The following is a 14,342-nucleotide window of genomic DNA, read 5'->3' on the forward strand; positions in this document are numbered from 1 at the left end:
TTACTTCACCCCATTTTTCATATGATATGCATCCCACAGCCCAAGCAAATACATTATTCCGAGTGCACGGTCATATAATCCATATCCAGGTCGGCAATCCTCATTCCATAAATGCCTACCATGATCAGGACGTATATATCCTGTATACTGTTGATCAGCTAAAGTTTGGACCACGCCTGCAATATCGATTGAACCATCTTCTGTGAGATGAGAAGTCTCGATAAAATCACCATTTTCAAAGATTTTCACATTACGAACATGAGCAAATGGAGAATATTTTGCATACTTCTCTGCCAACTTCACCATATTGTTTTCTGGATTGGCTCCAAGAGAACCAGTACAGAAAGTAATACGATTTGAAGGAGAGTCTGAGATCGCCAACAGTTTTTCCAAGCTATCTCCGCCTGTCATAATACGTGGCAGACCGAAAATAGACCATGGCGGATCATCCGGATGAATCGCCATCTGAATATCACACTCTTCGGCAATCGGCAAAATTGCACGCAAAAAGTATGCTAGGTTTTTCCACAACTTATTGTCATCGACTTCTTTATAGGCTGCAAATAAATCGGTAATCTTCGCAAGTCGTTCCGGTTCCCAACCAGGCATTGTTAAAGTAGAAGATTCGGATATAGATTTCACAAGCTCTGCCGGATCGATCCCTTCTACTTTCGCTTTTTCATAAAACAGTGCAGTTGAACCGTCCGGAAGCGGATGGTGCAGGTCGGAACGCGTCCAGTCAAAAACTGGCATAAAATTATAACAGATTACTTTGACACCTACTTTTGATAAGTTCCGAATCGTTTGCTTGTAGATTTCTATGAATTGATCTCGTTCAGGCAATCCTAGTTTAATTGACTCATGAACATTAACGCTTTCTACTACATCTGCATGAAAACCATGTGAATGGATGTAAGCAACTTCATTTTGAATCTCTTCTTCTGTCCATAATTCGCCAGCTTGTTTATTGTGCAATGCCCAAACAATACCTTTGGTCCCAGGTATTTGCTTTATTTGTTCTAATGAAACGGTATCGTTATTGCGGCCATACCAACGAAAGGTGATATTCATCATGACTTACCCCCCTTTGATTTTTCAATATATTTTTCAGCAAGCTTGCGTACTGCTTCTTCTCCACCAGTTGCATAAGCTTTTGTAAGATCACTTCCAATACCGACTGCTACAGCTCCTGCATCTAGCCATTCTTCTAAATTATTTAAAGAAATACCACCTGTAGGCATGAAGTTTGTATATGGCAACGGACCTTTAAACGCTGATATAATAGAAGGTTGGAATTGATTCGCCGGAAATAACTTCAGAATATCGCAACCGCCTTCCATTGCATTATTCATCTCCTTAATTGTCATGCATCCTGGTAAATAAGGAATGGCATAGCGATTACACATTTTCGCAATTTGTTCATCATAATGTGGGCTCACAACAAATTTAGCGCCCAACAAAATCGCGATACGAGCTGTTTCAGCATCTAAGACCGTTCCAGCTCCAATCACTGCCTGTTCAGCTGATAATCCCTTGAAAACATTCTCGACAGATGGTGTCGTAAAAGTTAATTCAATCGCTGTGATTCCTCCAGAAATGGCAGCTTTCGAAATTTCAATCGCTTCTTCAGCATGAGAAGCACGAATGACTGCCACTACTTTTTGTTCTAGTAAATGTTGGATCACTTGATGTTTTGGAAGCATTTTCTCATCTCCTCAGTCAAAAATAATACATGCTTTACGAACTTGATCTAGATTCTTCTCAATAAAGTCAAAGGCCTCTTGAACATCTGCCAAGTTGAACTTGTGTGTGATCAATCCATTATGTGTAAGTTTTCCTTCATTTAATAACGTAATGATTTTTTCAAATTGATTTGTCTGTAAACGCGAACCCACTACTGTTAATTCTTTTTTCGTAATTGGCAGCTGTGAAACTGAACTTGGTCGCTCATCAAAACCTAGAACGACAACAGTTCCTGCCGGTGAAGCAACCTGGATACCTAGTTCAAAAGTTGATGGTAAACATACTGCATCAATTACAACATTTACGCCTTCATCTTCAGTGATTCTCATGACTTCATCCTCAATTGAAACATTACCAGCGTTTAAAATATAGTCTGCACCATTTTCTTTCGCGAATTGCAGTCTCTTTTCATCTAAATCCGTCATCATGACAATGGCACCCGCTATTTTTGCTAACTTTAAGATACAAATACCTATCGGGCCACAACCTTGGATTAAAACCGTATCACCCGCCTCAACTTTACCGCGCCAGACAGCCTGAGCACCAATCGTGTAAGGCTCAGCCAAAACAATTTCATCCCAATCTAAGTCTTTGCTAACTTGATGGACTTGACATTCAGGTAGCACAACTACTTCCTGCATTCCACCGTCTTCATGTACTCCGAAAACAGATAAATGTTTACATACGTTTTGACGACCTTTTCTACATGCATAACATTTCCCGCAAAATGAGATCGGCTCGATCACTACATGATCTCCTACCTGAACAGTTTTAACGGAGTCACCGATCGCCATCACTTCTCCAGCTACTTCATGACCTACCACGCGTGGATACGTTGCAAGAGGATTGGTGCCGTGGAAAATATGCATGTCCGTTCCGCAAATTCCAACTCGCTTCACTTTCACTTGTACGTCAAAACTATCCTTAATTTTTGGACATTCTTTTTCGATAATCACTAATTTATGTGCTTCTGGTACTTGAACTGCTTTCACTTTCAATTCCTTCACCTACTTAAATAGACTTGGTAAATACAATGTAATCTGAGGCACAAATGACACTAATAATAAGATGACTAAACTGACCCCTAGGAATGGCAGCAACTCTTTCGTAGTTTTTCCAATAGAAACTTTTCCGATTTGTGAAGCGACGAACAAACATACCCCTACTGGTGGTGTAGTCAACCCGATTACTAAGTTCAATACCATCATGACACCGAATTGCACTGGATCCATTCCGACTTCCATAGCGACAGGAAGCAATACAGGGAAGAGAATTACGAGTGCGGCAATCGTCTCCATAAAAGTACCGACAAATAGAAGCAAAACATTGATTAAGATAATCACGACGATCGGATTGCTCGAGATCCCTAGAATCGTACTCGCAACCAATTGCGGGATTTGTTCACTCACCATAATCCAACCAAACAAGTTTGCAAACCCTACTAGTAACATAATAGATGCTGTGCTAGTCATAGAAGATAACATGATTTCTGGTATTTTCTTAATAGGAAGTTCTTTATAAACAAAGATTCCAATGACAAGTGCATATAAAACGGCAATGATAGAAGCTTCAGTTGGAGTGAAGAAACCGCCTAATATTCCAACTAAGATAATAACCGTCATAAATAACGCCCAAAAAGCACCCAAGAAACTATTCGTTATTTCTTTGAATGATTTCCGTTCACCTTTAGGATAATTTCTCTTGACCGAAATAATGTAGGTTGGAATCATCAAGCCCAGACCTAAGAGAATACCTGGCAGTGCACCTGCTAGAAAAAGGTCCCCAATCGAGACAGATGCAAGTGTACCTACAATAATCATAGGTAAGGATGGAGGAATAATTGGACCGACCGTTGAAGATGACGCAGTAACAGCTGCAGAGAAGCCTGCTCCATATCCCTCTTTTTTCATAGCCGGTATCATTACTGCACCAATACTTGCAGTATCCGCTAGAGCCGTTCCTGAGATACCCGCAAAGCCCATTGAAGACCCTACATTAGCAAGTCCAAGACCACCTCGGATATGACCAAAACAGTTATTCGCAAACTGAATGATCCGGTCTGTAATGCCACCCGCGTTCATCAAGTTCCCCGCTAAAATGAAGCCAGGAATACAAAGTAAGACGAATGAATTTAGCCCGCCAAACATTCTTTGAGGGATGATCGAAAATGACATATCATTAAGGAATAAATATAATAATGAAGATAAACCTAAACTAAAAGCGACAGGCACTCCTATAAATATCAAAACTAGGAAAGATAGGAATAAAACTAGTGCCATCATTCTTCTTCACTCCCATCTACGTAAGGCTCTTTATTCTGTATTAATTTAACAATTTTTATGACTGAAAATATTGAAATGAACAGACCCATGAAAAAGATTGACGCATGTACAACTGACATCTGAATTGGTAGTGTTGCTGCTTGTTGATTGTGTCCTAGTAACATAAATTTGTACCCTTCATTCGCAATCACAAGAGTTAAAATTAAAATAACGATATAGATTCCTATATCATAAAACTTTCTGACACTGCCTTTCATTTTATTAATCAACAAATCAACATTAATATATTCATTGCGCATCAAAGCTAAAGGTGTTCCGAAACTAATTGCAAATAAGAATAAGTAACGTGTCAATTCTTCTGTCCAGACATAAGAAAACGGCAGAAATCTTGACAGAATTTGAACTGTCACTACAATGATAACGCCAGTAAAGCTCAAAATTGAAAGTGTGCCTAATATGCGTTCCACTAACTTCAACATGGCTGTGATTCCTTCCTTTCTTAAGGAAAGGCACAACTAGGTATGGACTAGTCGTACCTTTTGGTTTCTGTATTACTTCGCGTCAAGAATTTTGTCTAGTACTTCATTTTGCTCGTCAGATAATGACTTTTTAACTGCTGGTAACATCGCATCACTAAATTCCTGACGATCTACATCAACAAACTCCATTCCTTTTTCCTTTAAATCTTGCTCAATTGATTCAATTGATTCATCATATAATGAATCACCGAATTCTTGTGCTTCAGCTGCAGCGTCTTTTACGGCTTTTTGTTGTTCTTCAGTTAATGCATTAAATTGATCGTTTCCAACCAATACATAAATCCAAGAATACACGTGTTCAGTACGATTGACATATTTCTGTACTTCATATAGACCGCCACTTTGGATTAAGTCTACTGGATTTTCTTGACCCATGATGACACCTTGCTGCAAACCTGTAAATACTTCGTTAAAGTCGATAACTTGGGGTTTTGCTCCTGCTGCTTCCCACACTTTTAAGAATAGAGGGACATTTGGCACACGCATTGTGAAACCTTTTAGATCAGCTAATGATTCGATCTTTTTATCTGATGTTAGATTACGTGGCGCTCTCAGATGATTATAAAGAGGTGTTAATTTTGCCTTATCCATAATCTGCTCTTCAATTTCTTTTCCTATATCGCCTTCAACCACTTTTTTCACATGATCAATACCGTCAAACGCATAAGGGACAGCCATTAAAGCAGCTTTTGGAGCCCAGTTTTGCAGTGTTTCCCCTGAAACAACCATATCGGCAGATCCAGCTTGAATCGAGTTGATCGTATCTGTTTCTCCACCCAAAGAGTTGTTCGGGTAAATTACAATTTCTATTTGTCCGTCTGTTTTTTCTTTTACGGACTCTGCAAATTTCTCTGCGGTTTTATGCCAAATATGATTTTCGTCTGCTAAGTGACCTAGTTTCCATTTAATAACCTTCTCACTTTTACCACCTGCTGTTTCTTCTGCATTATCTGATCCACAAGCCGCTAACATCAAAATTGAGATTATTAAACCTGCAATCCATTTAAATTTTCTCATGTTTTTCTCTCCTTTAGAGTTGTAATCTACTTCCGACATACCTAGCATTATTTCCTCAATCACCCCTTTCAGTAGTCTCTATCTCTCAATTTCTTTTTCTCCTTGAATGAATGACTGCACTTCACTCAAATATGGAAGACCTTCATTATCTCCTGAAACGGTTACAACAAGTGCACCAACGCCATTAGCAAATCGCAAAGCCTGCTCTGGTTCAGTGTTATGTAAGTAGCTGTACACGTATCCTGCATCAAAACCATCTCCCGCACCCACTGTGTCGACAACGGGAACATTAAATGCTGGTGCTGAGAACCATTGACCACTTCGATACAACCTAGAACCAGAAGCTCCATCCTTAATAACCAAGTCTGAAATTCCGTACTTTTCCGCAAATTTGGTCAATGATACTTCTGAACTTCCATCTAAAAGGGTGTCAATTTCATCTAAACCAGTTAATAAGATGTCAATATATGGGAACAGTTCAAAATACACTTTTTTCGCTTCTTCTATTGTCCAAAGCTTCAAACGAATATTGGGATCAAAAGAAACCGGAATACTTTTTTTGTTCGCTAATGAGATAAGTTTTTTTGTAATTACTAGATTTTGTGGATCGATTGCTAGGAATACTCCTGTAATATGTACTAGATCAACAGAATCCAAGCATCCGTCATTAATATCTTCAGGCTTCAGTGTTAGAATAGGTGACTGATGACGATAATAAAATGTCTTTCCATCTCCACTTTCTCTAATCTCTTTAAAGTTAACGGACGTTGGATAACCTTCTACAAAATCAACTTCTGATACATCAATACCTTCACCTCGCGCAAAATTGTAAATCACTCGTCCAAATTCATCTTCTCCCAAACGGCTAATCCATTTACTCTTCATACCAAGTCTTGCACATCCAATAGCGAAGTTTAGCTCTGCGCCGCCGACTTTCCGCTCAAAAGTAGAGACGAATCGCATAGGGCCTGTGGTAAAAGGATTCATCGTTATCATTGAATCCCCTATCGTTAATACATTAAAATTTTTAGACATATTCCCAACTCCTTATTTCTAAACAGACTCCCTTTTTAATAAACGAGGTATGTGTCTTATAACCTCATAATCATCCTCAATATCTTTCGCCTGAATAATTTTTAGCAATAGTTGCGCTGCTTCTTTACCCATTTGAAAAGTCGGCTGCGTGATAACGGTAATGGGGGGTGTAAAAACTTCCAAGAAAGGAGAGTCATCCAAACCAATCACAGCAACATCCTGAGGAATAGTTAAGCTGTTTTTCTTAATGAATTTCATTAATTCCATGAGAGCTAAGTCGTTAATCGCATAAAAAGCATTTGGTCTTTCATCTGCCAACCATAGTCTGTCAAGATCTTCTACTATTTTTGTCCGTTCAGTTGCAACGATCCAGGATTCTTCATATGCCAAGTTAAGCTCTTTCATTCGTCGCTTATATCCTTCAATTCGTTCGATCCGAGGGACTACTTTTCGTTTAATAGAAGTTGAAACAATAGCTATTTTCATCTTGCCTGCTTTCACACATTGATTAATTGCAATTTCCGAAGCTTTGTGGTTGTCCAACATGATCGTAGGGTAATAAGCTCCTTCTGTCTTTCTATCCAAAAATACGATCGGAAAATTGGACTTACGTAAACTTGCGTAGACATCTTCATTTCCTACTGTTGGAAAAATGATTAGACCGTCTACTTGTTTCGCCTGTAGCATTTTAATATACGAACGTTCTTTCTTAGGATCATCATCCGCGTTGCAAACAAATACATGAACCCCTTGTTCTTCACATACATCCTCTATCGCACGAATGATTTCATTCGAAAACGTGTGCAAGATATTTGCAACAATGATACCAATAGTGTTAGATTCTTTCTTTTTCAAACTTCGCGCCATATTGTTCGGTATGTAACCCAGCTCTTCAATAGATTCCTCGATTTTTACTTTGGTCGCTTCCGCCATAAATTCAAATCTATTGTTAATAAATTGTGAAACAGTACTTTTGGAGACGCCTGCTTTTTTTGCGACATCAGCCATAGTCACTTTCATTTCACTTCACCTTTTTCTTTTTACTAAACCGGTTTAGTAAACCGATTTAGTAAAAGTATAAATGCAAACGTTTTCAAAATCAATAGTTATTATTCATATTATTAAAATATTTAAAAACGAATATTAACTTGCCTAACTAATACCGAAAGACAGACAAGTTTATATTCGTAAATATTGGCTTTTAACTTTTATTTATAAACAGTAGTTATTATGCATGTATTGCTTCCTATTCCCATGATCAAACCATTTGATATCTAACCTTCAAACTAGCACTCACCGTAATCGTTCCCGACTCAATCGGCGTCCCCCCTGCTTCCGCCATCGTAACTGCACGAAAGGCAACCGGCTGTGCGACATGTTGTTCTTCAATTTTAACTGGAATTGGTCGATTGGGCAGCTTTAGCGAAGAACCGATCGTCACCATCTTTATTTCGGCGTCTTGCAGTGCCTGCGCAAGAGCTTTTTGATAGTATTCGCTTTGATCTTGGATCGTAAATTGGATTGAGCCAATTTGGTTCACACCACTCGAAACAGCAGTGTCCACCACTTCACCTACACGTGAAATTTCACTGATTGTAACGCGTATTGTATTGACGACTTCATAACCTTTGAAGATTTGTACGCCATCCACGTAATCATAGACAGGATGAATCTGATAATCGATCGTTTGGATAGAGGATTCCGGGACGCCCATAGCGACCAATGAGCTGATGACATTGTTCATCCGATCCGCATTTTCTTGCTGAATTTCATTTAATTCATTTCCTCTCGAATTGACCATCATAATAATATGAACGGTGTCGGGAGTTACCTTCACCGCCCCTTCCCCCCAAACAGTTATGGAACGGCTTTGCTGATCATGATAAGACGCATTATACATTTCCATCACTCTCCTTTTCTATTAATACATTGCTATGCGTCAGCTAGTCCCTTTCATACTAAGCAAATCGTGAAAACAGCTTTTAATCATATAGAAAAGAGCCGAAATCATAAAGACTTCAGCTCTTTTATCGGTTCATCCTTCAACTGGTGCGTTCAAGGTTTCAGAGAAGCGAACGAAATAATCAAGCGCCCCTGGATTCGCCATAGCATCCGGATTTGTTGCTTGCTCTACTGGAATCCCCGTAATTATTTTTCGTAGAGGCACTTCCATCTTTTTTCCGGTAAGTGTATAAGGTACTTGCTGGATTGGAAAAATAGCGTCCGGTACGTGCTTCGGCGAAACATCTTCTCTTATCTTTTTATTAATTCTCGACTTTAATTCTTCGTCGAATAAAACCCCTTCTTTTACCACGATAAATAATGGCATATACGATCGGCTATCCGGTAAATCTAAATTCACAATAATGCTATCTTGGATTCCTTCGAGTGACTCTACCGACGCGTAAATTTCACTTGTCCCCATCCTGACCCCGTTGCGGTTTAATACAGAGTCGGACCGACCGTAAATTACGCAAGTACCCCGCGAAGTTATCTTCAAATTATCTCCTTGCCGCCAAATTCCCTCATACGTGTCAAAGTAGCTTTCCAGAAGCCGCTCATTTTGTTCATCATTCCAAAAATAAATCGGCATGGACGGCATCGGCTGCAGTACAACTAATTCCCCAACTTCATCCACGACAGAAACTCCTGCTTCGGAGAATGCGTGGACATCTACGCCAAGGCCGCGGACTTGCATTTCTCCCGCGTATACCGGCTCTGTCGGTACACCCGACACGAACCCCGAACAAATATCGGTACCCCCACTTTGAGAGGAAAGCCATAAATCGTCTTTCACATTCTGATAAATCCACTCAAAGACATCTGGGCTTGCCGGCGCGCCGCTTAATATAATGGAATCAATAGCCGAAATATCATATTGCTCTTTTGGCGTTAGGCCTGCTTTCTTCATTAAATTAATGTACATCGGGCTGGCACCAAAGACAGTAGCTTTCGTCTTTTCTGCTAACTCCCACAACTTTCCGTTCGATGGATAAGCCGGATTCCCATCATACAGGATGATAGACGAACCTGTAAGCAATCCACTCGTTAATATATTGAACATCATCCACCCTGTCGTTGTATAAAAGAGCAAGCGGCTATCCGGAGTCAAGTTTGCATGGAAGGTTAAAATCTTATATGATTCCAATAAAATTCCGCCATGACTATGCACAATCGCTTTTGGAATTCCTGTCGTGCCGGATGAGTACATAATTTGCAGAGGGTGGTCAAATGGCACTTTTTCAAATGTAAATTGGGCTACCGAGACTGCTGCGGGCTCATTGATCACATCATTCCAGATTAACGCATCTTTCGTAGGTCCTACCTGTTCTTCTGCATATAAATATGGTACATGAATCACATGCTGAACACTTGGCAAACGCTTTACAATGTCACGAATCTCTTCACGCCGATCAAAGGTTTTACCAGCATACTGATACCCATCGATCGTCAACAATAGCTTCGGTTCGATTTGCTGAAGGCGATCCAGCACACTTCTGCTGCCAAAATCCGGTGAACAACTTGACCAGATCGCACCGATGCTCATTGTAGCCATCATTGCTACAACGGTTTCCGGTATATTCGGCAAGTAGGCAGCTACACAATCTCCAGGTTTGACCCCAATCTCTCGTAATTTCGTCGCTAAGGTCACGACTTGCTCTTTAAATGTCCCCCATGACATTTCTCCGAGCGGACGAATTTCAGATTCATGAAAAATCGCAGTTTTCTCATTAGCGCCCTGTCGGAAAATATGCTCCACGTAATTTAGTGTTGATCCCGAAAACCAGTTAGCGCCCGGCATTCTCTTCCTGTCTAGTACTTGTTTATAAGGAGAAGCTGAATCAATAGCGAAGTAGTTCCATATCGATTCCCAAAAATCCTCTAGTTCATTTACAGACCATTGCCATAGTGAGTTATAGTCAGAGACCTCTAATCCTCTCTCTTCCTTCAACCAATTCATATAGTGTGTAATGTTCGCTTGTTCTTTGTAGGATTCACTTGGTTTCCAAAGTATTGTTCCTTCTATCGCCATCCCGATTCCTCCCTCTGTAGCTTATCTATATACAAACTGAATGTATTCGCTTTCATTAACTATACTACTGTTGTTTTAATAGTTCGTCAATTCGATATTATTTTGTTTTAAAACCAAAAAGCTTATCTGCAGTACATCCTGTCTGCAGATAAGCTTTTCAATTATTCATCAACAAATTTACCATAATCGGGCACAGCTACATTTTTAAACCGATTGGCTAAGTTGTCTAATTCTGTTTGCAGCCATGAAGCATCCGTAACCGGTACGCCATGACCTGTAATCGCAATTTCTGGTTTGAGAGCAGCCAATGACTTGACTGATTGTTCTGCACTTTCCCAATCGGGAGTCAAATAGCGTGGTGGACCGTTCATCTCCAGTTCTTGGGTAAACACTTTGTAAAGTGAATCCTGTTTCACTGTAACGAATGCATCTCCTGCAATCAGCGCATGATCTGATTCTCTAAATAGTGATACATGTCCTGTTGAGTGACCCGGCGTATGGATCCATTTCCATCCCGGCATGAACGGTACAGAATGATCAGTTGGTAAGACATGTGCCCGTTCTCCAATATCTATAGCTTCGATTGGAAACATAAAAGACATTTTGGCTACCATGCCACCTTCTACCAAAGTATCAGGTTGTGGATAGTCTTGCATACCCGTAATATAAGGCATTTCAAGCTCGTGGGCGTAAACCGGGACGTCTTTCCATTCCTCCAATACATCAATCAATCCACCCACATGGTCGAAATGTGCATGTGTCATGATAATCGCTTTTGGAGGTCGGTGAGAACCAAACCTTGCAACTGCGGCTTCCACAATTTTTTTCCCGGATTTAGGCATTCCTGCGTCAATCAGGACCCAATCTCCCTCGTCAGGTTTACCATAAAAGATGATGTTCACAATTTGTATCGTATGACAATACAGGTCAGGCGTTACCTCTACACCTTGATTACTCTTTTCTGAAGTAACCGGTTGAAAACGCTCAGTTGATGAACTTCTTTCCATTATTGTAGCCTCCTGTCCATTAATCTAACAATCGGTTGTTGTGGTCTACTTCCATGACTTTTGCTTCCTCTGCAGAAACAGCAGAGTGAAGAATTCCTTTACCTCGGCAGACACTGCAGGCATATTGCCAACCTTCGTCGTCCGCTAACATTCCTGCACCTTCACATGCCTTACATGTACTTTCTCGATCAACCATTTTATAATACCCCCTCTTTAATTAAACATGCGTCTCATCTTGTCGAGCTTTTGCCCAATTAATCATACCACCTTCGAGCATGACATCAATTTGCCTCTCCGACATGCTATGTCGAACTAGATTTTGACGATTTTTCCCTTTTATAGAAATCGGAAATTCTTTTGCACTCTTCACCGCTTCACGTAAATTACTAAGTTGAAGAACGTCTCCATTTTCTAACAACTTATAATCATCTGGATCGACAAAGGTTAATGGAAGTACACCAAAATTAACTAGGTTTTGCCAATGTATGCGGGCAAAGTCTTTTACTAATGATACCCGTAGACCAAGATATCTTGGTGCTAGAGCGGCATGTTCCCGACTCGAGCCCTGCCCATAGTTAGAACCTGCGACAATGGCATGTCCGCCTTCCAAAGTACTTGCTTTGGCTCGCGAGTAATAGGTACGGTCGATTATCTCAAATGCAAATTTACTGATTTCAGGAAGATTACTCCGATAAGGCAAGACACGCGCTCCTCCTGCGAGGATTTCATCGGTTGAAATATTATCATTCATCTTTAGCAATATTGGAATTTCAAGTTCGTCTTTTAATTCATCCATCTCCGGAATCAACGCGATATTCGGTCCCTTGTATAGTTCCACTTTTCGAGCTTCCTCATATGGCAATGGTTCTGTCAATAGTTTCGTATCCACGGTAGGCGTTTCCGGGTCTTTTACTAGCGGATACGGCATACCCAAAGTTCTTGGATCTGTAATTTTTCCATTCAGAACAGAGGCTGCAGCCGTTTCAGGACTACACAAAAACACGCTATCCTCGAGTGTGCCCGATCTGCCCGGGAAGTTCCGCGGTGTTGTCCGTAAGCTATTGCGCCCAGTCGCCGGGGCTTGTCCCATACCGATACAGCCATTACAGCCTGCTTGGTGCAACCGTGCGTCCGCTTGAAGCAGATTGGCGATATGCCCTTCTTTAACTAAATCTGTCAGGAGTTGTCTTGATGTGGGGTTGACATCGAAGGAAACACCTTGTTTTGCCCTTTTCCCTTTAACAATTTCAGATACGATAGCGAAATCACGATAACTCGGATTTGCCGAGGAGCCAAGATAGGATTGATAAATAGGTGTTCCTGCGACTTCAGATACAGGAACAACATTTCCGGGGCTTGAAGGCTTTGCGATCAAGGGAACGAGTTCTGATAAATTAATTTCTTCATTCAAGTCATAAGTTGCGCCTTCATCCGCTGTAAGTTCTGTCCAATCTTCTTCTCTCCCCTGGGTCTTTAGAAAGTGTTTTATCTCTTCATCTGATGGGAAGACCGTCGTGGTGGCACCTAATTCAGCTCCCATATTGGCAATCACATGCCGATCCATGGCACTTAGATGGTTCAACCCAGGACCATAATATTCAATGATCTTACCTACGCCGCCTTTGACATCATGACGCCTTAACATTTCCAGAATGACATCTTTGGCACTTACCCAATCAGGTAACTCACCAGTCAATTTCACACCCCATACTTGGGGCATTTTAATATAAATCGGTTTGCCGGCGATCGCCAGCGCGACATCCAAACCGCCTGCACCCATCGCCAGCATCCCCATACAACCGTTCGCGCAAGTGTGACTATCCGAACCCAGCAAGGTCTTCCCAGGTTTTGCAAGCCGTTGCATGTGTACAGGGTGGCTAACTCCATTGCCAGGTCGGCTATAATACAATCCAAATCGCTGTGTGGCGCTCTGCAAAAATAAGTGATCATCCGCATTCTTGTTGTCTACTTGAATGACATTGTGGTCTACATATTGGGCGGATGCTTCTGTCTGTGCACGCTTTACACCCATTGCCTCCAGCTCTAACATCACCATTGTACCGGTTGCATCTTGTGTAAGTGTCTGGTCAATCTTCAATCCAATCTCTTCTCCGTGTTTCATTTCCCCGGAAATTAAATGTGATTTAATTAGCTTTTGTGTAACATTTAAAGCCACTATACTCCGCCCTTTCAAAGAGTCATACTATTTAAAACGTATACCCAAAATCTGCTTTCTAAACACCCGAACAACGGACATGCAAAAAGCCTGCCCTTTCAAGTCGAGTTTTATGCAGTTTCAGCATAACTAGTATGTACTATAGCACTTCTATTTCGAACTCAATTAGCTGGCTTTTCATATAATAGATAAAAGGATAAGGGAGGTTGTTTGGGTGGATAATGACTTCTTTCAAAACGAGGGTGTTAGCGATAAACAAATTGCGGAAATCGCTTTTCTTGGTGAAGCTTTCGGGTTTCTTGGCGATGCACTGACCACGTTTTCCGCCTACTTAGCATTACAGCAAATTTCAAAAGGACCTGAATCAGCGAATGATCCGGATAAATTGGAGATGCAACAGCAAATTGAATATTTGATGAAAGAAGTAGAACGGTTAAAAAAACAGCAACGTTAAATCCATTGCAACAAAAAATAAGCTGAACACAAAAAAGTTTTCAGCTTGGATTGCTT

General features: G+C 40.7%; 14 protein-coding genes. 1 reads left to right on the plus strand and 13 read right to left on the minus strand.

What is annotated here, in order from left to right; translation table 11 throughout:
• From uxuA to MKY93_RS10085, 13 genes are all read right to left on the minus strand, one after another.
• The gene (gene uxuA / locus MKY93_RS10025) at nt 1-1,071 is read right to left on the minus strand and encodes a mannonate dehydratase (RefSeq protein ID WP_078817014.1); all 1,071 of its coding nucleotides are present in this window, start codon (nt 1,069-1,071) and stop codon (nt 1-3) included.
• On the minus strand, nt 1,071-1,703 hold the full coding sequence (locus MKY93_RS10030) for a bifunctional 2-keto-4-hydroxyglutarate aldolase/2-keto-3-deoxy-6-phosphogluconate aldolase (RefSeq protein ID WP_340758958.1): 633 nt from the start codon (nt 1,701-1,703) through the stop codon (nt 1,071-1,073). Before MKY93_RS10030 ends, uxuA begins: the two co-directional genes overlap by 1 nt.
• Nucleotides 1,704-1,715: 12 nt before the next feature.
• Nucleotides 1,716-2,735: a zinc-binding alcohol dehydrogenase family protein gene (locus MKY93_RS10035; protein WP_340760928.1), complete on the minus strand. Its 1,020-nt coding sequence runs from the start codon at nt 2,733-2,735 to the stop codon at nt 1,716-1,718.
• A 15-nt stretch (nt 2,736-2,750) separates the two neighbouring features.
• On the minus strand, nt 2,751-4,025 hold the full coding sequence (locus tag MKY93_RS10040) for a TRAP transporter large permease (RefSeq protein ID WP_078816797.1): 1,275 nt from the start codon (nt 4,023-4,025) through the stop codon (nt 2,751-2,753).
• Complete coding sequence (locus MKY93_RS10045; RefSeq protein ID WP_078816798.1) at nt 4,022-4,504, minus strand: TRAP transporter small permease; 483 nt, start codon at nt 4,502-4,504, stop codon at nt 4,022-4,024. The genes MKY93_RS10040 and MKY93_RS10045 overlap by 4 nt, the downstream gene beginning before the upstream one ends.
• 72 nt (nt 4,505-4,576) lie before the next feature.
• Complete coding sequence (locus MKY93_RS10050) at nt 4,577-5,581, minus strand: TRAP transporter substrate-binding protein (protein ID WP_340758960.1); 1,005 nt, start codon at nt 5,579-5,581, stop codon at nt 4,577-4,579.
• Nucleotides 5,582-5,659: 78 nt separating this feature from the next.
• Complete coding sequence (locus MKY93_RS10055) at nt 5,660-6,616, minus strand: sugar kinase (protein ID WP_340758961.1); 957 nt, start codon at nt 6,614-6,616, stop codon at nt 5,660-5,662.
• 18 nt (nt 6,617-6,634) lie between these two features.
• Nucleotides 6,635-7,636 carry a LacI family DNA-binding transcriptional regulator gene (locus MKY93_RS10060; RefSeq protein ID WP_340758962.1) on the minus strand — a complete coding sequence of 334 codons (1,002 nt, stop codon included), beginning with the start codon at nt 7,634-7,636 and terminating at the stop codon, nt 6,635-6,637.
• Nucleotides 7,637-7,874: 238 nt separating this feature from the next.
• Nucleotides 7,875-8,516 carry an SIMPL domain-containing protein gene (locus MKY93_RS10065; RefSeq protein ID WP_340758963.1) on the minus strand — a complete coding sequence of 214 codons (642 nt, stop codon included), beginning with the start codon at nt 8,514-8,516 and terminating at the stop codon, nt 7,875-7,877.
• A gap of 135 nt (nt 8,517-8,651) precedes the next feature.
• Nucleotides 8,652-10,649, minus strand: coding sequence for an acetoacetate--CoA ligase (locus tag MKY93_RS10070; RefSeq protein ID WP_340758964.1), 1,998 nt, complete (start codon nt 10,647-10,649; stop codon nt 8,652-8,654).
• Nucleotides 10,650-10,810: 161 nt separating this feature from the next.
• Nucleotides 10,811-11,656 (minus strand): MBL fold metallo-hydrolase, encoded by an 846-nt coding sequence (locus MKY93_RS10075; protein WP_340758965.1) that lies wholly within the window; start codon nt 11,654-11,656, stop codon nt 10,811-10,813.
• Nucleotides 11,657-11,675: 19 nt separating this feature from the next.
• The gene (locus tag MKY93_RS10080; protein ID WP_009497528.1) at nt 11,676-11,852 is read right to left on the minus strand and encodes a hypothetical protein; all 177 of its coding nucleotides are present in this window, start codon (nt 11,850-11,852) and stop codon (nt 11,676-11,678) included.
• A 21-nt stretch (nt 11,853-11,873) separates the two neighbouring features.
• Nucleotides 11,874-13,832, minus strand: coding sequence for an aconitate hydratase (locus MKY93_RS10085; protein WP_340758966.1), 1,959 nt, complete (start codon nt 13,830-13,832; stop codon nt 11,874-11,876).
• Between the two features lie 214 nt (nt 13,833-14,046).
• On the opposite strand from MKY93_RS10085, the gene MKY93_RS10090 reads away from it, so the two are divergent.
• The gene (locus tag MKY93_RS10090; RefSeq protein ID WP_009497530.1) at nt 14,047-14,286 is read left to right on the plus strand and encodes a hypothetical protein; all 240 of its coding nucleotides are present in this window, start codon (nt 14,047-14,049) and stop codon (nt 14,284-14,286) included.
• The last annotated feature ends 56 nt before the right edge of the window (nt 14,287-14,342 follow it).

It is taken from the genome of Sporosarcina sp. FSL W7-1283 (genome assembly GCF_038003105.1).
Classification (GTDB): Bacteria; Bacillota; Bacilli; order Bacillales_A; family Planococcaceae; genus Sporosarcina; species Sporosarcina newyorkensis.